We start from the raw sequence: 20,980 nt of genomic DNA, 5'->3' as shown, positions 1-20,980 counted from the left end.
AGCAACCCCATGATATTAGGGTTTTTCTTACGGCTTATAGCTTATAGCTTATAGCCCGTTGATCGGAACCCTGGGTAGAGAAGTTTCCGGTCATCCTTGCAAGGGCGAATTCTATGACCATGGATATCCAGGTCGCGGAGGGCGACGTCGAACGCCTGTCGCTCCGCGAATATACCGAGAAGGCGTACCTCGACTATTCGATGTACGTGATTCTCGACCGCGCGTTGCCGCATGTCGGCGACGGCATGAAGCCGGTCCAGCGGCGCATCATCTACGCCATGCGCGAGCTGTCGCTGACCGCCAACGCCAAGTACAAGAAGTCGGCGCGCACCGTCGGCGACGTGCTGGGCAAGTTCCACCCCCACGGCGACAGCGCCTGCTACGAAGCGATGGTGCTGATGGCGCAGTCGTTCAGCTACCGCTACCCGCTGGTCGACGGCCAGGGCAACTGGGGCAGCCCCGACGATCCCAAGTCGTTCGCGGCGATGCGCTATACCGAGGCGCGGCTGTCGAAGTTCTCCGAGGCGCTGCTCTCCGAGCTCGGTCAGGGCACCGTGGACTGGATGCCCAACTTCGACGGCACCATGAACGAGCCGGCGGTGCTGCCGGCGCGGTTGCCGCACGTGCTGCTCAACGGCGCCACCGGCATCGCGGTGGGCATGGCCACCGACATTCCGCCGCACAACGTGCGCGAGATCGTCGACGCGACCTGCCATCTGCTGCGCCACCCCGAGGCCACGGTCGGCGACCTGGTCGAATACGTGCCGGCCCCGGACTTTCCCACCGAGGCCGAGATCATCTCCTCACGCGCCGATCTCGCCAAGCTCTACGAAAGCGGTCGCGGCTCGGTCAAGTTGCGCAGCCGCTATACGCTGGAGGAGGGCAATATCGTGGTCACCGCGCTGCCCTACCAGGTCAGCGGCTCCAAGGTGCTCGAGCAGATCGCCGCGCAGATGCAGGCCAAGAAGCTGCCGATGGTCGCCGACCTGCGCGACGAATCGACCCACGAGAACCCCACCCGGCTGGTGATCGAGCCGCGCTCCAACCGCGTCGACATCGACGCACTGATGGCGCACCTGTTCGCCACCACCGATCTCGAGAAGGGCGTGCGCGTCAATCTCAACGTGATCGGGCTCGATGGCCGTCCGCGGGTGCTGGCGCTCCACGAGATCCTCGGAGAATGGCTGAAGTACCGTCGCGCCACGGTGCGGCGACGCCTCGACTACCGGCTGGGCAAGGTCGAGGATCGCCTGCACATCCTGGAGGGCCTGCTCGCCGCCTACCTCAACATCGACGAGGTGATCCGCATCATCCGCGAGGAGGACGAGCCCAAGCCGGCGCTGATCGATGCCTTCGGGCTCTCCGAGCGTCAGGCCGAGGCGATCCTCGAATTGCGCCTGCGCCACCTGGCCAAGCTCGAGGAGTTCAAGATCCGCGGCGAACAGGACGAGCTGCTCGCCGAGCGCAAGCGCCTGAAGGAGCTGCTGGGCAACGATGCGGCGCTGACCGACCTGATCGAACGCGAACTGCGCGAGGCCGGCGAGAGTTTCGGCGACGCCCGGCGTTCGCCGATCGTCGAGCGTGGCGAGTCGAGGGCGCTCTCCGAGGTGGAACTGATGGGCGCCGATCCGATCACCGTGGTACTTTCCGAGAAGGGCTGGATCCGCTCCGCCAAGGGTCACGAGATCGATCCGGCGGGGCTGTCGTTCAAGTCCGGCGACCGTTACCACCTGGCGGCGCGCGGCAAGACCAACCAGCCCCTGGTGCTGCTCGACGACAGCGGTCGTACCTATACGCTCGCCGCCCACAACCTGCCCAGCGCACGCAGCCAGGGCGAGCCGATCACCGGGCGCGTCAATCCGGCCGCCGGCGCGCACATGGTCGGGTTGATGCTGGCGCCGCCCGAGAGCCGCTACCTGCTGGCCTCCGACGGTGGCTACGGCTTCGTGGTGCGGCTCGACGAGCTGGTCGGCAAGAACAAGTCCGGGAAATCGGTGCTCAGCGTGCCCAAGGGCTGCAACGTGCTGCCGCCCCAGGCGGTGCCGCGCGGCGGCGAGGCGCTTGTGGCGCTGGTCTCCAACGAGGGGCGTCTGCTGGTCTTCGCCATCGACCAGCTCCCCGAGATGGCCAAGGGCAAGGGCAACAAGATGCTGGACATCCCCGGCCCACGGGCGGCGCGCCGCGAGGAGTTCGTGCGCGACCTGGTGGTGATGCCGGCCGATGCGGCGCTGGTGATCCACGCCGGCAAGCGCAAGCTGACGCTCAAGGCGAGCGATCTCGACTACTACGCGGGCGAGCGTGGCCGGCGCGGCAGCAAGCTGCCGCGCGGTTTCCAGAAGGTCGATCGGCTCGAGGTAGACTCTTGAGCTTCGGGCTTCGGGCTTCGGGCTTCGGGCTTCGAGCTTCGGGTGTTCGTAGTCCGTGGCCCGGTGCTCGAGACTGTTCATGAACTGAGGTGGTAATGACGCAACGCATTCTGATCCGCGCCACCGGCATCGCGCGCCCCGGTCAACTGGCCGGGCTGGGCCGGGCGATGGCCCGCTGCGGCGCGCGGCTGCTCGACATCAACCAGAGCGTGACCTTCGGCAGGATCTCGCTGGAGGCGCTGGTCGGCCTCGATCGTGAGAGTGAACTCGAGGCGGTGCTGGCCGAAGCCGGCGAGAGCCTGGGGCTCGATGTCGAGGCGACTCAGGTCAGCGCCGAGGAGTACCATCGCTGGAGCGTCCAGGCCAGCCGGCCACGCCTGATCCTGACGCTGCTTGCGCCGCGCCTGCCGGCGGGCATCCTCGCCGAGGTCGGCGCGCTGACCGCCGAGCATGGTCTGACCGTGGAACTGATCCACCGCTTGTCCGGGCGCGAGCCGTTGGATGGCGAGGCGCCGGCGCACGGCGCGTGCATCGAGTGCTGGCTGCGCGGCGACGAGGTCGACCTGCCGGCGCTGCGCGAGAAGGCCTTGAAGCTCGGCGCCCTGCACGGCGTGGACATTGCCCTGCAGGAAGACTCGATCTGGCGCCGTCACCGTCGGTTGATCTGCTTCGACATGGATTCGACGCTGATCCAGGCCGAGGTGATCGACGAGCTGGCGCGCCGCCACGGCGTTTTCGATGAGGTGGCCGCGGTCACCGAACGGGCGATGCGCGGCGAGCTGGATTTCCAGCAGAGCTTTCGCGAACGGATGGCCAAGCTCAAGGGCCTCGACGAATCGGTGCTCGTCGAGATCGCCGAGCAACTGCCGTTGATGGATGGTCTGGAACGGTTGATGACGCAGCTAAAGCGGCTGGGCTATCGTACGGCGATTCTCTCCGGGGGCTTCACCTACTTCGCCCGTCACCTTCAGGAGCGCCTGGGCTTCGACGAGATCCACGCCAACGAATTGCTGATCGAGAATGGCAAGGTCACCGGCGAGGTGCGCGAGCCGATCGTCGACGCCGGACGCAAGGCGCAACTGCTGCGCGAGATCGCCGAACGCGAGGGCCTGACGCTGGAACAGACCATCGCCGTGGGGGATGGCGCCAACGATCTCGAGATGCTGGCCACCGCGGGGCTGGGCATTGCCTTTCGCGCCAAGCCGCTGGTCAAGAGTCGGGCGCGGCAGTCGATATCCACACTGGGGCTCGACGCGGTGCTCTACCTGATCGGCTACCGGCAGGCAGATCTCGAGGCCGCAGGCGAGCTCGAAAAATGATGCAGAAACCACAACGATAGCCGCAGCGGCTGCGCTTGCATCGCACGGCAGCCGGCGCTGATTGATTCGGGAACGCGCATGGAGTCGATGACCGAGACGCCGAACAGCGTCGTCGAGCATGAAAGTGAAATCGAGGCGCTGCTGGAGGGCCTCAGCCAGCCCGGCGACGTATCGCTGGTGTTCGAGGATGACGACGGCAGCACCGAGCCGGTTTCGGTGCTGCTGGCCGCCATCGAGCCGCGGTCGCGGCTGATCCTCGACGTGACGGCGGCACCCGAGGTCGTCGGCGGGCTGCGCGCCGAGCGCTCCTTCCGGCTGACCGGCCAGGCCCGGGGGGCGATGGTCTCGACGCCGCCGCTGACCGCCATGCCGCTCGATGGCGCATCGGGCCGGGTGCGCTTCACCTGCGGCTACCCTGAGTGGCTCGATGTCTGGCATCGGCGCAACGCCTTTCGCGCCGAGATCGGCCCCGGCATGACGGTCGCCATCGAGCTGGATCTGGCCAGCAAGGACAGGACCGTGCATGGAGAGCTGGTCAACCTGTCGCTGGGCGGCTGCCTGATTCGCCTGCCGCTTGGCGAAGCGGCCGACCTGACCCAGGGCGAGTCGCTCAAGCGCCTCGAGGCGATCTTTCCCAGCGGGCAGCGGTTCACCAGCCCCGGCGAGGTGCGTCACGTCCAGGCCGACGATCGCGGGCAGCAGGCGATGGTCGGTGTCGCCTTCAACGAGGCCACGCCGCGCCTCGAACGCCAGGTCTGGTTCCTGGTCAAGGAGATCGAGCGCGAGAGCGCCAGGATCGGCATCGAGGGCAAGTCGCTGTCGCCCTCGGCGTTGTTCAAGGCGCCGGACAAGGCTCCCGAGATCCCGGCCAGCAAGGTCGCCAAGCCGCGCTACGCCACGCCGATGGCACGCCGCCTGGCCAAGGTCGCCGATTTTCTCAATGCCGAGATGCTGCTGCTCAAGCAGGGCAGGCCGATCGACAGCGCGCTGTTGTCGCGCAACGCCGATCTACTGCTCGGCCTGCTCGATGAGGATCGGGAGGCGCTGTTGTTCGCCAGCGTCTGTCTGGTCCGTGAGCCCACCGTGGTTCAGCACGGCCTGGCGGTCGCCATCCGCCTGGTCGATCTGCTCGACACGCGCAGTGCGCCGCGGGAGCTGCGCAAGGCGGTCATCGCCTCGGCGATGGTCCACGATCTGGGCAAGGCGCTGTTGCCCGAGAGCCTGCTGGCCAGCCCCGCCCTGGACGCCGAGCAGCGCGCCCAGCTCCACCAGCATGTCGGCTGGCTTGCCGCGCGTCTCGGCGATTGCCGCTGGCTGGATGCGGGAGTCTTCGCCAACGTGGCGCTGGCGCTCAACGAGCGGCTCGACGGCAGCGGTTACCCCGAGGGCAAGCGCGGCGCGGAGATGCCCGAGCTCAGCCGCATGGCGGCGGTGGTCGACGCCATCGATGCCATGGGCCGTTCGCGTGCCGACCGCGCGGCCTGGTCGACGGCGGCTATCTATCGCCACTTGCTGGCACAGGGGCAGGCCTACGACGTGCAGTGGGTGCAGCGCTACGTGCGCCATTTCGGCGTTCATCCGGTCGGCAGCCTGGTGCGCTACTCGAGCGGCGCGGTGGCCTGGATTCACCGCCTCGACGCGCAGCGCCAGCCGGCGCTGGTGCACGTGGTGCGTAATCACTACAGCCCCAACAAGCGCATCGACCAGTGGGCCCAGGACCGCGACATCGCCCAGCTCGGCAGCATCGAGGCGGGGCTCGATCCGTCCTCCGAGGTGCTGAGCCCCCTATAGCGCTGTTAGGTGCTGTCTGTAAAGTCGACGAGCGAAGTCAAGACAAGGCAAAAATCGGTGAAAGAGCGGAGTTTACGGGGTGTAAATGAGCATCTTGAACCGATTTTTAACGCTGTATTGTCGAGCGCAGTACTTTTCAGACAGTGCCTAGTCGCGAGCGAGCGCGTGACGGGCTTGGCAGGCACTGGGGCGCAGGCCGAATTCGCGCTTGAAGGCGGTGGCGAAGTTGGCGGCGCTGGTATACCCGGCCCGCGCCGCGGCGGCCTCGACGCCGATCCCCTCGTGCAGCAGCGCCTGACGTGCGGCTTCCAGGCGCTTTCTGCGCAGGTAGCGTCCCAGGGCCTCGCCGTGGTGGGCCCGGAAGCGTCGCTGCAGACTGCTCAGGCTCATCCCCAGCCGCTGCGCCAGCTCGGCCTGGGACAGGCTCAGCGCCTGACCGCTAGCGAGCAACGCCCCCAGGTGCTGCAAGCGCCGGTCGCCCGCAACGGCGGCGTGGCTTGCCGGGCCGCCATCGAGCCCGGCCGCCGCCAGGGCTTCCCCGGCCAGGGTCAGCGCACAACCGGTGAGCCGTAGATGGTCGGCGCGACTCGCCCGTTCCCGCCATGGGTGCTCGAAGAGCTGCATGACCAGGGCGAGCAGCGCCGCCGAGGGGGCCCAGCGGGTCAGTGTCGTCTCTGCGGTCGTTGGCGATGTCTCGTCGCTCGCGTAGCCGTGCCGGGCCAGCCAGGCCGGCGTCAGGCTCAAGGTCAGCGTGCGCTCATGGCCCCCGGCGCGCCCCTGGCGGACGAAGCGTTCGGGGCGCGGCAATGCGACCACCACGCCGCTGGTCGGCGTCGGCGCAGGCGCCTGGGGGCCCAGGGTCACCGCATGGTGGCCGAAGCGCACCCGCGCTTCCCCGGCGATTACCAGCGCGATCTTGATCCCCGCCGGCAGTTCGGCGCTGCTGACCAGGTCGTAGCGGTCGCGGACATCGGCGAGGCGCAGCCACATCCCGGGCTGGACCTCGCTTATGTGCATGCGCCCCTCGAGCAGCGGGGCGCTACGGTTCCACGTCGCGGCCTCGAGGTTCTGGCGGTTGACCAGCGGCGCCGACAGCTCGCGCAATCCCCGCGCGTCGATACAGGGGGCGCCCGACTCGCTGCCGGCGGGGCGCGTCATGACACCGGTCATGGCCAAACGTTCCTCCCTGTCTCTCACGGCCGATGAAAGGCCGCGTTTGCAAAGCGATCCGACCTCTGCGCAAAGGCGAGGTCCCGCGTCAGCTGGAATAATGCGAGCCCTGTATTTCAATTGCAATATATTCTCATTGGCGTTGCGAAAGCGCATCCGCTCGAAGCACGCATCCGGGTGGATCATGACGGGGAACGACATGACGACAGACAAACGCATCATCGGCTGGGCGGTGACGGCCGCCGGTGGCCTGGCCACCGTCTTGGGCGCGGGCCAGGCGCTCGCTCAACAGGAACAGGACGCCGGGCGCCTGGAGACCATTACCGTCGAGGGCAACCGGCTCTACGAGATGCTGCCCTCGGAGGTGACCCGGGGCTATACCGTGGATGCCGCCACCGTGGGTACCAAGACGCCGGCGGCGTTGCGCGACATTCCGCAGTCGATAAGCGTGGTGACCCGCGACGCCATCGAGGATCAGAACTTCACGACCCTCGACGAGCTGGGTCGGCGCACCCCGGGGATGCGGGTGCTCAGCAACGACAACGGACGCTCGTCGATCTACGCTCGCGGCTATGAATACGACGAATTCAACATCGACGGTCTGCCGGCGCCGATGACCAGCATCAACGGCTCGGTACCGTCGCTGGTCGCCTTCGACCGCGTGGAGATCATGCGCGGGCCGTCGGGTCTGTTCAACAGCACCAGCGAGATGGGTGGCATCGTCAACCTCGTCCGCAAGCGTCCCACCACTACGTTCCAGGGGCACGTCAGCGGCAGCGTGGGCAGCATCGACCAACGCGCAACGCAGGCCGACCTGTCGGGGCCGATCGACGCCGAGGGACGCATTCGCGGCCGCCTGGTGATCGACCACACCGAGCACGCGCAGTTCGTCGACCACAACGATAACGAGCAGAACGACATCTACGCCGCCGTGGACGTCGATCTCGACGAAGCGACCACCCTGGGGCTGGCCTTCATTCGCAACACCAAGTCCATCGCGGTCAACAACGGCCAGCCGGTGGACAGCGACGGCGAGCTGCTCTACGGGCGCCGTTCGGCCTTCTATGGCGCCGACTGGAACGCTTTCGAAAGCCAGTCCAACGACTGGATCGCCGAACTGACCCACCGCTTCGCGGGAGGCGGCTACGGGCGCATCGCGGCACGCTACTCCGACCGCAACGCCGCCTACAATTACGCCTTCGGCGGCAGCGCCCTGGCGGCCGACGACACGCTGACGGTGGCGGGCATCGGCAGCCGCGTCGACCAGCAGGCGCTGTCGCTGGATGCCAGCTACAGCCAGCCATTTTCAGCGTTCGGCCAGGTCAGCGAGTTCGTCGTCGGCAGCGACTACAAGCGTTACGAGACGGACATCGAGTCGGGGCGCTCGCGCAGTGTGGCCGGCGGGCGCGTGACCCTCGATGAACTCAACGATCTCGCCTACGTCGATATCCTCGGCGCGGCGCGGGCCAGCGGCGGCGGTTACAGCCACGGCGATACCACACTCGAGGAGGCCGGCGTCTACTCCAAGCTGACCTTGCGCCCGGTGCAGTCGCTGGCGCTGATCGCCGGCGGGCGGCTGAGCCACTACGACGTCGACTATGCGGACCGGGTGGCCGACGACAGCCAGAGCCGCAACGACACCAGGCTGACGCCCTATGCCGGTCTGGTCTATGACCTTGGTCCCGACCACTCGCTCTATGCCAGCTATTCACAGGTCTTCAAGCCCCAGACCGAATACGATGCCAGCGGCGATCTGCTCGAACCGCGCGAGGGCGACCAGTACGAGGTCGGGATCAAGGGCAGCTACTTCGGCGGCGACCTGAATGCACGGCTCAGCGCCTTCCGCCTCTACGACGAGAACCGCGCGGCGACGCCCGACGACACCGGCGCCGACTATGTCGTGGCGGTGGGCAAGATGCGCATCCAGGGCGCCGAGCTGGAACTGACCGGAGCGCTGACGCCGCAGTGGGACGTCATCGCCGGCTACACCTACATCGACACCGAAATCCAGGCGGCGTCCACCGATCGTGACGACGGTGTCTTCCTGCTGATGCCCAGCAACATCGTCAATCTCTGGACGCAGTACGGCTTCAGCGGTGGCATGCTGGACGGGCTGCATGTCGGTGGCGGGGTGACCGCGATGAGCGATTTCAGCTCGTCGAACGGGGTCGAGGCGCCGGGCTACGCCGTGGTCGATGCGATGCTCGGCTACGACTTCACCTCGCATGTCAGCGGCCAGCTCAACTTCAACAACCTCTTCGACCGGGAGTACTACAATCGGGTCGGCGGGGTGAACACCTTCAACATGGTGGGCGCGCCGTCCAACGTCGTCGCCTCGCTGCGCTATGACTTCTGAGTACCGCGATTCGCGCCACGCTCCGGCGTGGCGCGCCGGCGTTCGCCGGGGCCCGGGCGGCCTCGGCGTCGCATTCCTGTTCATGCTCTGTCTGGTATCGGCCATGGCCCACAGTGCGGATCTGCCCGGGGTGACACTGCCCGGCAGCCAGCAGTTCACGCTGCATTCCCCCGAGACCGGCGGCGACTACCTGATCCAGGTCGGCGTGCCCGAAGCCGCGCCGCCCGCGGAGGGTTACCCGGTACTCTACGTGCTCGACGGCAATGCGCGTTTCGCGCTGGTCCAGAGCGCGCGCGAGACGCTGAGTCGGCACGGGCCCTTCGATGCCGGCAGTCCGCTGCTGATCGTCGCCATCGGCTACCCCGATACGCCGCGCTTCGATCTGCGCCGGCGTACCGAGGATTACACGCCGCCGGCGCCCGGCCTCGCGGCCAGCGGTGGCCCCGGCGATGGTCCGCAGGGCGGGGCGGCGCGTTTCCTGGCCTTCATCGAACGGCGGCTCAAGCCGCTGATCGACGAGCGCTTCACGGTCGACCATGAGCGTGAAGCGCTGTTCGGCCACTCCTACGGTGGGCTGTTCGCCCTGCATGTGCTGCTCACCCGGCCGGAAAGCTTCGACCGTTACATCGCCATCAGCCCCTCGCTGTGGTGGAACGAGGACTACCTGCTCACGCAGTTGCCCGAACGGCCGATCGATGGGGCTCCCGGCGTGACGGCTCCACGGGTGCTGATCGGCGTCGGCGGCCGCGAGCAGACGCCGCGCCCCGGGGAGCAGGGCACGGTGCGCGGCGAGCGGCGTCGCGCCAATGCCATGGTCGACAATGCGCGGACGATGGCCGAGCGGCTGCAATCGCTCGCGCCGCGGTGGCAGACGCGTTTCGTGCTGTTCGAGGGCGAAGACCACGGTAGCGTGATGTGGCCGGCAACCCGCCGCGCGCTGGCCTTCGCGCTGGACGAGCCGGCGCGGGCGAAGTGGGACTGAACCGCCGGGGCCACGGCGAGGTTGTCGCCAGGGGTGGGATGCGAGCCCTGCCTTGAGCCACACTGGAGGGGACAGGCACGCTTATCGTCGTACGCCCGAAGGAGGTGACGCATGGCTCGACCCGACGACACGCTTTCGCGTCCGGGCTTCACGCCCCCCTACATTCTCGAACGGCTGCGCGAACACGGCAGCCCGCGTCAGCGTCGCTGCGCCGAGGCGACGCTGACCCACGACCACAGCTTTCGCGCCCTGCGCGGCCCGCAGGCGGCGGAGCGACTGCCGGCGGCCTCGGCGCCGGGCCGGCCGGCCCGCTACATTTACACTGCCGAGCACCGCGAGACCCTGCCCGGTCGGCTGGTGCGCGAGGAGGGCCAGCCGGGCATCGACGACCCCGCGGTCGAGGAGGCCTATCGCTGGCTGGGCGCGACCTACCGCTTCTTCTGGGAGGTCTTCGAGCGCCATTCCATCGATGCCGAGGGCATGCCGCTGATCGGCACGGTGCACTTCGGCCAGGACTACGACAACGCCTTCTGGAACGGCACCCAGATGGTCTTCGGCGACGGCGATGGCGAGCTCTTCCGGCGCTTCACCGTCGCCATCGACGTGGTCGCCCACGAGCTGGCCCACGGTGTCACCGAGCGCGAGAGCGGGCTGGTCTACGCCGGCCAGTCCGGGGCGCTCAACGAATCGCTGTCCGACGTCTTCGGCAGCCTGGTCAAGCAGTTCCACCGCGGCGAGCGGGCCGCGCAGGCCGACTGGCTGATCGGCGCCGAACTGCTCACCGAGGCGGTCCAGGGGCGGGCGCTGCGTTCGATGGCCGAGCCGGGCAGCGCCTTCGACGACCCGGTGCTGGGCCGCGATCCCCAGCCGGGGCACATGGATCAGTTCGTCGTCACCCAGGCCGATAACGGCGGCGTGCACATCAACTCGGGGATTCCCAATCGCGCCTTCTACCTCGCCGCCCAGGCGCTGGACGGTTACGCCTGGGAAGTGGCCGGGCGGGTCTGGTACGCGACGCTGCGCGATCCCCGGCTGAGCCCGGACATCGATTTCGCCGGCTTCGCCGCCCTGACCGTCGACAATGCCGACCGCCGCCATGGCCGCCAGAGTCGCGAGGAGCAGGCGGTCCGCGATGCCTGGCGGGCCGTCGGCGTCATGCCATGAGCCGTGTGGACGACCCGCACCGGCCGCGACTGGGGCCCGGCAGCCGCCTGACGATTCGCCGCGAAGGGGGGCTGGCCCACTTTCCCGGCCTGGCGGCGCCGCGCTGCATCGAGGGCGACAAGTGCACGCCGGGCCAGCGGCGCTGGCTGGAGCGGCTGCTTGGCGAGGTGCTGGAAGGCGGGGCGGTGGAGGCCTCGCGAACGCAAGCCGAGGGTCAGCCGAGCGGCGCCGACCGGCGGGTCTTTCGGCTGGCGATCGACGAGCCGGGCGAGGCGGCCGGCGGTGGCGCGGATGACACGCTACCTCCGCGCTGGACGCTGATCGTCGACGAGACCCGGGCGCCGGGCTCGCTGGTGACGCTCTGGCGGCATGGCGAGCTGGGCGAGGAGCCGTGACGGTGACTTAGAGCGCGTTTCACAATTGGCATCACCCGTGGCTGAAAGGCATCATTATCCTTTCGTCAGGCGTCCGCTCATGGCGCACCATCCTGGCCTACAGTGAGCAGGTGGTTGAACGGCGACGGATTTGACGACAACGACGACGACCGAGGTGCCCATGTCCTTCACCCCCGAGATGTTCGAAGAGCTCAACCTGCTCTGCCTCTACAACCTCGATACCACCCAGGAGGGCCTCAAGGTGCACTCCACGGCGGATGCCCAGCGCGTGGCCGCGGCGCAGCGGCTGTTCGAACGGGGCCTGGTGACCCACGCCGATGGCGGCTACCTGACCGGGCTGGGGCATGACGCCGCCGAGCAGGCGCAGCGCCTGCTGACGATCATGGCCACGCCGGCGGTGACCACAGGCTAGCGGGCGCACGGCCAGCCCCGGCTCGCGGGGCTACAACGGGGTCTTGCTGGTCTCGCCGGGGACTTCGCGTACCAGGCGCGGCAACAGAAAGCCGGCGACGCGCTCGCGCAGCGCGGCATGCAGTTCGCGTGCCTCGCCGTCGGGCACGTCGAAATGTGCCGCGCCGGCCACCGGGTCGAGCACGTGCAGGTAGTAGGGCAGCACGCCGACGGCGAACAGGGCCTCCGACAGCTCGGCCAGCGTGGCCGCGTCGTCGTTGACGCCGCGCAGCAGCACGCTCTGGTTGAGCAGCGTCACCCCGGCGGCCTTGAGCCGGGCGCAGGCGGCGCCGAGCGCAGCGTCGATCTCGCGGGGATGGTTGATGTGCAGCACCATCACCGTCTGCAGGCGGGTCGCGGCGAGCCAGCCGAGCAGCGAATCATCGACCCGCTCGGGAATCACCACCGGCAGGCGGGTGTGGATGCGCAGCCGGGTCAGGTGCGGAATTTCCGCGAGTCGCTCGCACAGCCAGGCCAGGCGCCTGTCGCTGGAGACCAGCGGGTCGCCGCCGGAGAGGATCGCCTCGTTGATCGTCGGATCGTCGCGCAGGTAGCCGAGCGTCTCCTGCCACTGCTCGCGGGACGGCGAATTCTCGCCGTAGGGAAAATGACGGCGGAAGCAGTAGCGGCAGTTGATCGCGCAACTCGGGCTGCCGATCAGCAGCACGCGCCGGGCGTACTTGTGGATCAGCCCGCGCCGCGGGGTATGCGCGGCCTCTTCCAGCGGGTCGTCGACGAAGCCGGCGACGGCGTCGCGCTCGGCGTCCAGCGGCAATACCTGACGCAGCAGCGGGTCGTGCGGATCGCCGGGACGCATGCGCGCCAGGTAGGCCTCGGGGACACGCACCTCGAACAGTGCATGGCCGGCCCGCGCGCCGGGCAGCCAGCTTTCGTCCAGGTCCAGCCGAGCGAGCAGCTCGCGCGGGTCGCGGACCACGCCGCGCAACTGCGCCTGCCAGCTGCGTTCGACGGCGACCAGGTCATCGCCGGGTCGGCTTGCGCGCTGCAAAAGGTTCGGGCTTCGGGTTATCATTTGCCACCATTCAAGGAAGCGAAGGCCCGCGGGGGCGCTTCGCCGTTTCGTACATGCGCGTGGCAGGCCGGAGCCCGGACCACGCCGAGACCATCAGCGAGGAATCATGGCGAGCTATTCTACCAACGAATTCAAGGGCGGTCTGAAGGTGATGCTGGACGGCGACCCCTGCTCGATCGTCGAGAACGAACTGGTCAAGCCGGGCAAGGGCCAGGCGTTCAGCCGGGTCAAGCTGCGCAACCTGATCACCGGCCGCGTCTGGGAGCGTACCTTCAAGTCCGGGGATTCACTGGAAGCCGCCGACGTGCTCGACCTGGACATGGAGTACCTCTACAACGACGGCGAGATGTGGCACTTCATGAAGACCGACGGCTCGTTCGAGCAGTACGCGGTCGACAAGCGCGGCCTGGGCGACACCGAGAAGTGGCTCAAGGAGCAGGTGGCCTACACCGTGACGCTGTGGAACGACAACCCGATCAGCGTGACCCCGCCCAACTTCATCGAGCTGGCGGTCACCGAGACCGACCCCGGCGTCAAGGGCGATACCGCCCAGGGCGGCTCCAAGCCGGCGAAGCTCTCCTCGGGCGCGGTAGTGCGGGTGCCGCTGTTCATCAACGAGGGCGAGGTGCTGAAGGTCGACACGCGCTCCGGCGAGTACGTCTCTCGCGCCTGATTATCTCGGGCTACGAGCTACGGGCTACGGGCTACGGGCTACGGGCTACGAGCTACGAGCTACGAGCTACGAGCTACGAGTTTGCGAACTTTCAGCATGTGACTGATGCTGGTTTTCGCGGCTCGCGGCTCGCGGCTTTGAAGGCCACGCCAAGGCGTGGCCTTTGCCGTTCTGGAGACTGTATCGATGGATGACTGGCAACCTTCGGCGCGTATCGAGACGCTGCGGGCGCGGGCGCGGCTGCTTGCGCGGGTGCGGGCGTTCTTTGCCACGCGTGAAGTGCTGGAGGTGGAAACGCCGGTGCTCGGCCACGGCGGCAGCACCGACGTGCATCTCGCTGCGCTGTCGTTGACCGCGACCACCGGCGCCGGGCACGAGCGGTTGTGGCTGCAGACCTCGCCGGAGTTTGCCATGAAGCGCCTGCTGGCGGCGGGCAGCGGGCCGATCTTCCAGCTGGCGCGCTGCTTTCGCGACGGCGAAGTGGGCCCGCGCCACAATCTCGAATTCACCATGCTCGAGTGGTACCGCCCGGGCTTGGCGCTGGCCGAGCTGATCGACGAGAGCGTGGCGCTGGTGCGCGAGTTGCTGCCCGAGGCCGGGCCTCGTCGGCTGCGCCGTTATCGCGAACTGTTTCGCGAGCAACTGCAGGTCGACCCGTTCACCACGCCGCTCGAATCGCTGCGCCGGCTGGCCGGCGAGCACGGCGGGCTGGACATGAACGATGCTGACCGCGACGGCTGCCTCGACCTGTTGATGGGCCTGGTGATCGAGCCGACGCTGGGCCGCGAGGGGATCGACGTGGTGATCGATTACCCGGCCAGCCAGGCGGCACTGGCACGCCATCATCGCGACAGTGAAGGCGAACGCGTCGCGGCGCGCTTCGAGCTCTACGTGGCCGGCCTCGAACTGGCCAACGGTTACGACGAGCTCACCGACGCCGCCGAGCAGGCGCGACGCTTCGCCGCGGACAACGCCCGGCGGCGCGAACTGGGCAAGCCCGAAGTGGATGTCGACGCGCGATTGCTCGCCGCGCTCGAGGCCGGCATGCCGGCGGGTAGCGGCGTGGCGCTGGGCATCGACCGGCTGCTTCAACTGGCGCTGGGCAAGGCCCGCGTCGAGGAAGTGATGGCGTTCGCCAGCCCGCGCTGTTGAGGTCGGGGCGCTCGCGGCGCGCTACGTCGTGTAGGTGCCGGGGATCGCCTCGTCGTCGTCGCGATCCGCCACGGCCCCCGGCGCGGTGCCCAGGCTCTCGCCCATGCTCACCATGGTGGCGTCGGCGCTCAAGTCCTGGCGGAAGGCGATCGGCGAGGCACTGCACAGGATGACCGTCGAGCCGAGCTTGAAGCGACCCATCTCCTCGCCCTTGGCGAGCCGGACCGGCGTGTCGAAGCGGGTGGTCTCGACGTTCCCCGACAGCGGGGTGACCTGGCCCGACCAGACCGTCTCGATTGCCGCGACGATCATCGCCCCCACCAGTACCATCGCCAGCGGCCCGTGGGGCGTGTCGAAATGGCACACCAGCCGTTCGTTGCGCGCGAACAGGTCGGGCACGTGGGCCGCCGTGGCCAGGTTGACCGAGAACAGCCGCCCCGGCACGTAGGTCATCGAGCGCAGGGTGCCGTCGAGCGGCATGTGCACGCGATGATAGTCGCGCGGTGAAAGGTAGACCGTGGCGAAGCTGCCCTGGCTGAACGGCGCGGCCGCGTCGGCATCGCCGCCGAGCAGTGATCTCAGCGAGTAGGTCTGGCCCTTGGCCTGGATCAGCGTGCCGTGCTCGATACGCCCGGACTGCGACAGCACGCCGTCGGCCGGGGAAACAAGGCCTTCACCGATCGGCCGGGCGTCGGGCTTCAGCGCGCGGGTGAAGAAGTCGTTGAAGCAGGGGTAGGCGCGTGGATCGGGCTCCCGGGCCTGGCTCATGTCGACATCGAAGGTGCGAATGAAACGCTCGATCAACAGATCCTTTAGCCACGGCGAACGACACTCGGCAAGCTGGCCCACCAGCCGTGAAATCAGATGATGGGGCAGGGGATACTGGATGAGGGAAAACAGTTCGGCGCGATCCACGGCTCGGTACCCACGGCAACGAAGAGAGCCCGCCACCTTAGTCGCCGCGGCGGGGCGGTGCAATAGAGTGGACACGGCGAGCTGACATAAGCCGGGCCATGCAAGTCCCCTCAGCAAAAGGCCTCGCTGCCTAGGGCGCTCGACCTTGGGTCTCACTGCCTGCCCAGACGACCCACTGTGATCTTACCGATGATTGTAACCGCCCCTTGGCGGGTGCTACCTGTCAGTCCGCCTGACAGCATTGCGCTAGCGTGCTTTCCATAAAAATATTTTAAATTCAAAAGCTTGTATAAATCATTGCGGGGCGTGGAGATTCAGGGTTGATCTGGGAAGCGTTCAGGTACTATGGTTATTGAAACGAATCGATGCGTTTCATAAGCGATGCAGTAGTCTTTTGATTGGTGAAGGTGAAGCGGCACCGGTAAGGCCTGGATTGAGCGCTGGTGCATCGCTTGGCGGTAGCGTGGCCTGAGGTAGGCGGTCTCAATGACCAAGAGCAACACGTGCCACATCAAGTATGGAGTTGCCATGACTCCCAGCTTTGCTGGGCAAGATCAGATCTCATCATGGGCGCCAATAATCGCTTCGCCGACGGTACGCTGGTGGAGCGCACTACCTGTCAGCGTCGGAGTTATAAGTTCGCAGATCATCAAAACAGGTTGCCCCCCCCGACCCGCATGGCCTTCCCTTGTTGATGACGAAACATACAAGAGACTTGGCCAAGGCTTGCCGCGCCTTAGAGAAAGCGTGGTTAGCAAAATGTCGTTAGCTTTGTCAATTTCCAGGAAAAATCAGAAGCGTTTCGATCTTTGCGAGGCGCTATTAAATAGTTGAGGTATCTTGTTGATTTGGAGAAGGTGTTATGCATTATAGTAATTTGATTATTGGTGGTGGTCCGGCGGGGTTGAATCTTGGCTTGGAACTTTATAAGCGGGGCTTGAATTTTTTTATACTTGAAGGGCGGGAGGCTGTAGGTGGTCAATGGGATAAAATACCTGTCTGCGGCCAGCTAATATCTCTAAATAAGAAATACGTGCCGGGTAATAGTCATAGCTATCGTATGCGTTATGATTGGCATACCTTAAGTAGCATTAGTGAAGAAGATGTTGAAAATGATCCAAGGCTTTTGTTTACGAATTGGACCTCAGATCATTGGCCTTCAGCCAAGCTGTATAAAAAATATCTGCAATATGTGGCAAGGGCTACGGGGCTCTTACCCTGCATTAGACAAAATGCACGTGTCACTAGGGTTTCAAAAAAAGATGGTGTTTTTGTTGTCGAGATAAATAAATCTGAAATCTGTACTGCGGACCGTGTTTTTTGTGGAACAGGGAAGACTGATTCTGTTATGCCTGATATCAAGGGCCTTAACGCTAATACTTGTAAAATGTATGAGGATTTTGATCCTGCTACAGCGTAAAAAAAATATAGAAATAAGACTGTAATGATTCTGGGAAGAGGGAATTCTGCGTTCGAGATTGCGCATTTTCTTATCGATATCACTGCTGAAACACGTGTGGTCACGCGTTCGTTACCATCTTTTGCAAGACAAAGCCATAATGTTCACGATATACGCTCTCAGGTTGCGGATGTGTTTGACCTCATGCAACTAAAGGCAAACAATAATATAGTAAGCGATCGTGTCGTTGAAATAAACAGAATCGAAAGTGGTCCAAATTTGGGGAGGTTGAAGGTAAGGTATGAAACTCCATGTCCGCACTGGAATCCGCCTAGGTGGATGAGGCGCACGGGCATTGTCGATGAGGTCATCGTGTGTTGTGGGTTTAATTATACCATGTCGAATGTATTTGATATGGAGGCCGTGAATCCTGTTTGTGATGACCAAGGGAAGTATTGTTTGTTAAATTCAACATGGGAGTCGGTTAATGTTCCAGAGCTTTATTTTATCGGTGCTCCCACGCGTGTGAATGATCCGGATGCTGCCTCGGGGTTTGTGCATGGCTTTCGTTGCAATATCCTCGCTTTGGGGGAGTTGATTTCGGAAAAAGCTTCCGGTAAGCCGATATCTCCTCTTTTTGAATGCGAAATAAATATGAATCATCCTGGGGATGGTTTGGAAAAGGTTAGTGTCTATCTTGTGGAATTAGTTAGCAAGTCTATGCCTTTATTTGAGCTTTTCGAATACTTCGGTAGTATGATTACTTTCGAGAACCTTGAAGATGGGGGGGCAGCTAAGGCAAGTGTTTGGCCATCATTTCCACGGCAGTACAACAACGAGCGTTGGGGCGGAATTTCAGCGCGTGTTGAGGTCATCTTCGAGTACGGTTTCCATCAGTATGGCGAGGGTGATTTGCCGACTCATTATTTTACCTTGCCGGCTGATCATTTTGACACCTCAAAAAGTGCCTATATTCATCCAGTATTTCATGTGTATCATGATGAGCAGGAGGTGGGCCAGTTTCATATGCAGGAAAGCCTTGTTGGAAGGTGGGATTATGACGATTATGTTGACGAAGAAACTAATGTCGATCAGTATAAAAACGTAGCTTTCAATGCTTGTGCTTCTGCTCTGGGACTCTCTGAAAGACGGTGTGTGCTGCCAGTATATGAAGAGTTTGTCGATGAATGCTACCCTATTATGGATAATTCCGAAGTGGAGATGGCACTGGCTGTCCAGCCGTCACTTTCATTGCTTAAGACAAAGTGAAAACACACTCTTGTATAATGATAAATACTCTTTGTTCTGCTGCTTAGATTTGGGGCATTAATGGCTGCAAGTTATGGATAGTCACAACTTCTTGAGTGGCATGTCGGGGTTAATTATTACCAGTGCGATACTCATCGCAGTTCCCGGCCCTAGCGTCATGTTCTTTATTGGGCAGGTTGTTGCAGCGGGACGATGGCACGCTGCACGTAGTGTGCTCGGCAATGCCTTGGGGATGTCGTTGATTGCGATCATCTTATCATTGGGAATTGGCGAACTAATCACTCGGAGTGACTACACACTCTTGGTGATTCGCCTGATTGGCGCACTGATTCTTATCATGATTGGTCTACAATACCTCCGCATGCGGGATCCACCTAATAAGGCGGAAGGCACTGATCAAGCCGCTAACCCCCGTTCCCTTGTCTCCGGGATCATAGTAGGTCTTACAAATCCCAAGGCCTTGATTATGTTCGGCGTCGTGGTTCCAAGTTTCTTGGCAGGAGGGGCAAGAAGCCCCGCTTCTGTGCTGCTTCTTTATTCGTCCATACCTATTCTATTGGGTATCATGATCGATTTGGTTTGGGTCATGACAGCACATACCCTCAGCCGAAATGTGATCATGAAAAGGATGAATATGCGGGCGATCAACAGGATCGGAGGGGGGCTCATTATTGTTATGGCGATCATCCTGGTCTGGGAGTCACTGACTCCTCTGTTCTCATGAATACACAACATGATCTTTTTTTGCCGTCGCGCGGCCAGAGGCTTTCATCAATGGCTTGGGTCTTGACGTTGCATTAGAACGTTGTAATGATTATGTGGAGGCTGGTGCAGATGCCGTGTTAGTCCACTCCAAGCAAACTACCAATCAGGAAATCACTGATTTTATTGAACGATGGGAGGGGAGGGCGCCGGTGATTATCGTTCCAACAACCTATCCTGATTGGCATGTCGACGATATGGCCAGGTTAGGCATTGCGACTGTCATCTATGCAAACCAAGGGTTGAGAGCCACTGTGTCCGCGCTAAGTGAAATATATGGCCGCATTTTGGAAGCGGGTAAGACGACTGGAATTGAAGATGATATTGTACCTGTGCAGCGAATTTTCGAGCTCCAGCATTTAAAGGAATGGAAGCAACTTGATAAGTCCTGAGGGCTAAGTCCAGGAGCCACTATTGCAAGCGACGGCGCAGGATAACAAGCTCCCAATTTGTATATGGTGGCTTTTTATAGGTACCTTGCTCAATCGGCTGGGCACGCTTGTTCCTGCATTCCTTACTCTCTATCTACAGCTACAGAAAGATGCAGACACTACTGTTGTTGGACTGCTCATTGGAACGTGGGGAGCAGGGGCAACATTTGGTGCATTGGTAGGCGGTGTTGTCTCTGATCGCTTTGGGCCAAGAGGGGCCATCGCATCAGCGCAAGTGATAACATTGCTATCCTGCATTGGGCTTTTCCTGAGTAGCGATGTAGTTTCCCTTGTACCTATCATATTCTTTTTAGGATGTGCTTCGAGCTTTTCCCGGCCAGCTGCCGGGGTGGTTATCTCCAACGAGCTCCCGTCAACGAAGCACATTAGAGCCTTTGGCATCGTTTACTGGGCTTCCAATATCGGTTCTGCATTTTCTTTCATCATTAGTGGCATGCTTGTGGAATTATCACCAGGGTTTCTTCTTCTGTTTAATTCCTGCACTGCTTTTCTCTATCTTCTTATTTCAACGCGCCTTCCTCGAAATGATTCAGTGGCTGAGAAGAGGTCATCATATGGTCAGGTAGTCCTAAAAACCTTTTCTCCCTTTCTTAACCCAAAGGTATTGGCCTTTCTATCACTCGTTCTTGTGCTGTCACTGATCTACTTGCAGAAGCAATCGACCTTACCCTTGGATATGACCGAGAAGGGAATATCTCCCACCGCATTTGGCGTTGTGCTGTCACTGAATGGGGTCCTTATCATCGTCTTCCAGCCGCTGGTGACGTCCCTCTTTCAGAATGTGGATGAGAAATATTGTTTCGCTTTAGCCGCCTTGCTGCTGGGATGTGGATTTGGACTCAATGCCGTCTCAACCACTAGCGTGTCGTTTGCATTATCGCTAACCGTATGGACGGCAGGTGAGATACTCCTTATTCCCCAGGTGTCATCATTCCTCCTCAAGATTTCGCCCGAAGGTGAGAATGGCACCTACCAGGGCGCCTTCTATTTTGTGTGGAGCCTTGGGTTGGCCCTTGGTGCGCCTGTTGGATTGGCGATATTCCATGCCTTTGGGGGAGGTGTGGTGTGGGGCGCATGTCTTGTTGCAGGTATATTAGTTGCAGTGCTGTTTATGCTTTCACTGCACAAAATTAGAGGCAGTGAAGCTGAAAGGGGCCACCTGGCACGGGAAGGACGCGATGGAGGAGCGCCCGGATAGTCGTCGCTCATTCTGTTCTCCTAATGGCTGAGTGATATCCGTGCATCTCAGAAGGATATCACCACAGATCTTCGAAGTGACTCTTCTCGTGTTTCGCGGCATTCAAATACGCCCTCCTGAAGCGAAGATCGTCT

The 20,980-nt window shown here is 63.0% G+C and carries 17 protein-coding genes and 1 pseudogene; 15 read left to right on the top strand and 3 right to left on the bottom strand.

Going from position 1 to position 20,980, the window contains the following annotated elements:
- The first annotated feature begins 113 nt into the window (after window positions 1-113).
- From parC to HR9077_RS02025, 3 genes are all read left to right on the top strand, one after another.
- On the top strand, window positions 114-2,366 hold the full coding sequence (gene parC / locus HR9077_RS02035; RefSeq protein WP_136064610.1) for a DNA topoisomerase IV subunit A: 2,253 nt from the start codon (window positions 114-116) through the stop codon (window positions 2,364-2,366).
- A gap of 95 nt (window positions 2,367-2,461) precedes the next feature.
- Window positions 2,462-3,685, top strand: a complete 1,224-nt coding sequence (serB, locus tag HR9077_RS02030; RefSeq protein ID WP_136064608.1) for a phosphoserine phosphatase SerB — start codon at window positions 2,462-2,464, stop codon at window positions 3,683-3,685.
- 78 nt (window positions 3,686-3,763) lie between these two features.
- A complete protein-coding gene (locus HR9077_RS02025; protein ID WP_136064606.1) occupies window positions 3,764-5,476 on the top strand; it encodes an HD domain-containing phosphohydrolase in 1,713 nt (570 codons plus the stop codon).
- A gap of 147 nt (window positions 5,477-5,623) precedes the next feature.
- Here the strand turns inward: HR9077_RS02025 and HR9077_RS02020 are convergent, their stop codons facing one another.
- Window positions 5,624-6,646, bottom strand: a complete 1,023-nt coding sequence (locus HR9077_RS02020) for a helix-turn-helix domain-containing protein (RefSeq protein ID WP_168380875.1) — start codon at window positions 6,644-6,646, stop codon at window positions 5,624-5,626.
- 199 nt (window positions 6,647-6,845) lie between these two features.
- Here HR9077_RS02020 and HR9077_RS02015 point away from each other — a divergent pair, with 199 nt between their 5' ends.
- The 5 genes from HR9077_RS02015 (at window position 6,846) to HR9077_RS01995 (ending at window position 11,955) form a co-directional block, all read left to right on the top strand.
- On the top strand, window positions 6,846-9,002 hold the full coding sequence (locus tag HR9077_RS02015; RefSeq protein ID WP_136064602.1) for a TonB-dependent siderophore receptor: 2,157 nt from the start codon (window positions 6,846-6,848) through the stop codon (window positions 9,000-9,002).
- A 103-nt stretch (window positions 9,003-9,105) separates the two neighbouring features.
- A complete protein-coding gene (locus HR9077_RS02010) occupies window positions 9,106-9,984 on the top strand; it encodes an alpha/beta hydrolase (RefSeq protein ID WP_168380873.1) in 879 nt (292 codons plus the stop codon).
- A 111-nt stretch (window positions 9,985-10,095) separates the two neighbouring features.
- The gene (locus HR9077_RS02005; RefSeq protein ID WP_136064598.1) at window positions 10,096-11,148 is read left to right on the top strand and encodes a M4 family metallopeptidase; all 1,053 of its coding nucleotides are present in this window, start codon (window positions 10,096-10,098) and stop codon (window positions 11,146-11,148) included.
- Complete coding sequence (locus HR9077_RS02000; protein WP_136064596.1) at window positions 11,145-11,543, top strand: protealysin inhibitor emfourin; 399 nt, start codon at window positions 11,145-11,147, stop codon at window positions 11,541-11,543. Before HR9077_RS02005 ends, HR9077_RS02000 begins: the two co-directional genes overlap by 4 nt.
- A gap of 160 nt (window positions 11,544-11,703) precedes the next feature.
- Window positions 11,704-11,955 (top strand): TIGR02647 family protein, encoded by a 252-nt coding sequence (locus HR9077_RS01995; protein ID WP_136064594.1) that lies wholly within the window; start codon window positions 11,704-11,706, stop codon window positions 11,953-11,955.
- Window positions 11,956-11,985: 30 nt separating this feature from the next.
- Here HR9077_RS01995 and epmB read toward each other — a convergent pair whose 3' ends face one another.
- Complete coding sequence (gene epmB, locus HR9077_RS01990) at window positions 11,986-13,026, bottom strand: EF-P beta-lysylation protein EpmB (protein ID WP_136064592.1); 1,041 nt, start codon at window positions 13,024-13,026, stop codon at window positions 11,986-11,988.
- 106 nt (window positions 13,027-13,132) lie between these two features.
- Between epmB and efp the strand changes: the two genes are divergently transcribed.
- Both efp and epmA read left to right on the top strand, forming a co-directional pair.
- Window positions 13,133-13,699 carry an elongation factor P gene (gene efp / locus HR9077_RS01985; protein WP_136064590.1) on the top strand — a complete coding sequence of 189 codons (567 nt, stop codon included), beginning with the start codon at window positions 13,133-13,135 and terminating at the stop codon, window positions 13,697-13,699.
- A gap of 186 nt (window positions 13,700-13,885) precedes the next feature.
- The gene (gene epmA, locus HR9077_RS01980; protein ID WP_136064588.1) at window positions 13,886-14,851 is read left to right on the top strand and encodes an EF-P lysine aminoacylase EpmA; all 966 of its coding nucleotides are present in this window, start codon (window positions 13,886-13,888) and stop codon (window positions 14,849-14,851) included.
- A gap of 21 nt (window positions 14,852-14,872) precedes the next feature.
- Here epmA and asd read toward each other — a convergent pair whose 3' ends face one another.
- Complete coding sequence (asd, locus tag HR9077_RS01975) at window positions 14,873-15,766, bottom strand: archaetidylserine decarboxylase (RefSeq protein ID WP_136064586.1); 894 nt, start codon at window positions 15,764-15,766, stop codon at window positions 14,873-14,875.
- Window positions 15,767-16,628: 862 nt separating this feature from the next.
- Between asd and HR9077_RS22375 the strand changes: the two genes are divergently transcribed.
- From HR9077_RS22375 to HR9077_RS01955, 5 genes and pseudogenes are all read left to right on the top strand, one after another.
- Window positions 16,629-17,186: an NAD(P)-binding domain-containing protein gene (locus HR9077_RS22375; protein ID WP_210725833.1), complete on the top strand. Its 558-nt coding sequence runs from the start codon at window positions 16,629-16,631 to the stop codon at window positions 17,184-17,186.
- A 24-nt stretch (window positions 17,187-17,210) separates the two neighbouring features.
- Entirely contained in the window at window positions 17,211-18,434 is a 1,224-nt protein-coding gene (locus HR9077_RS01970; RefSeq protein WP_210725832.1) for a hypothetical protein, read from the top strand.
- A gap of 73 nt (window positions 18,435-18,507) precedes the next feature.
- Window positions 18,508-19,158 (top strand): LysE family translocator, encoded by a 651-nt coding sequence (locus HR9077_RS01965; protein ID WP_136064584.1) that lies wholly within the window; start codon window positions 18,508-18,510, stop codon window positions 19,156-19,158.
- A 28-nt stretch (window positions 19,159-19,186) separates the two neighbouring features.
- Window positions 19,187-19,588: pseudogene (locus HR9077_RS01960) on the top strand (isocitrate lyase/phosphoenolpyruvate mutase family protein); the annotation flags it as partial.
- Window positions 19,589-19,610: 22 nt separating this feature from the next.
- The gene (locus HR9077_RS01955; protein WP_136064580.1) at window positions 19,611-20,846 is read left to right on the top strand and encodes an MFS transporter; all 1,236 of its coding nucleotides are present in this window, start codon (window positions 19,611-19,613) and stop codon (window positions 20,844-20,846) included.
- The last annotated feature ends 134 nt before the right edge of the window (window positions 20,847-20,980 follow it).

Source organism: Modicisalibacter radicis (genome assembly GCF_900961225.1).
GTDB lineage: Bacteria > Pseudomonadota > Gammaproteobacteria > Pseudomonadales > Halomonadaceae > Modicisalibacter.
The sequence above is the reverse complement of the archived record's forward strand: the minus strand, read 5'-3'. Positions and strand labels throughout refer to the sequence as shown.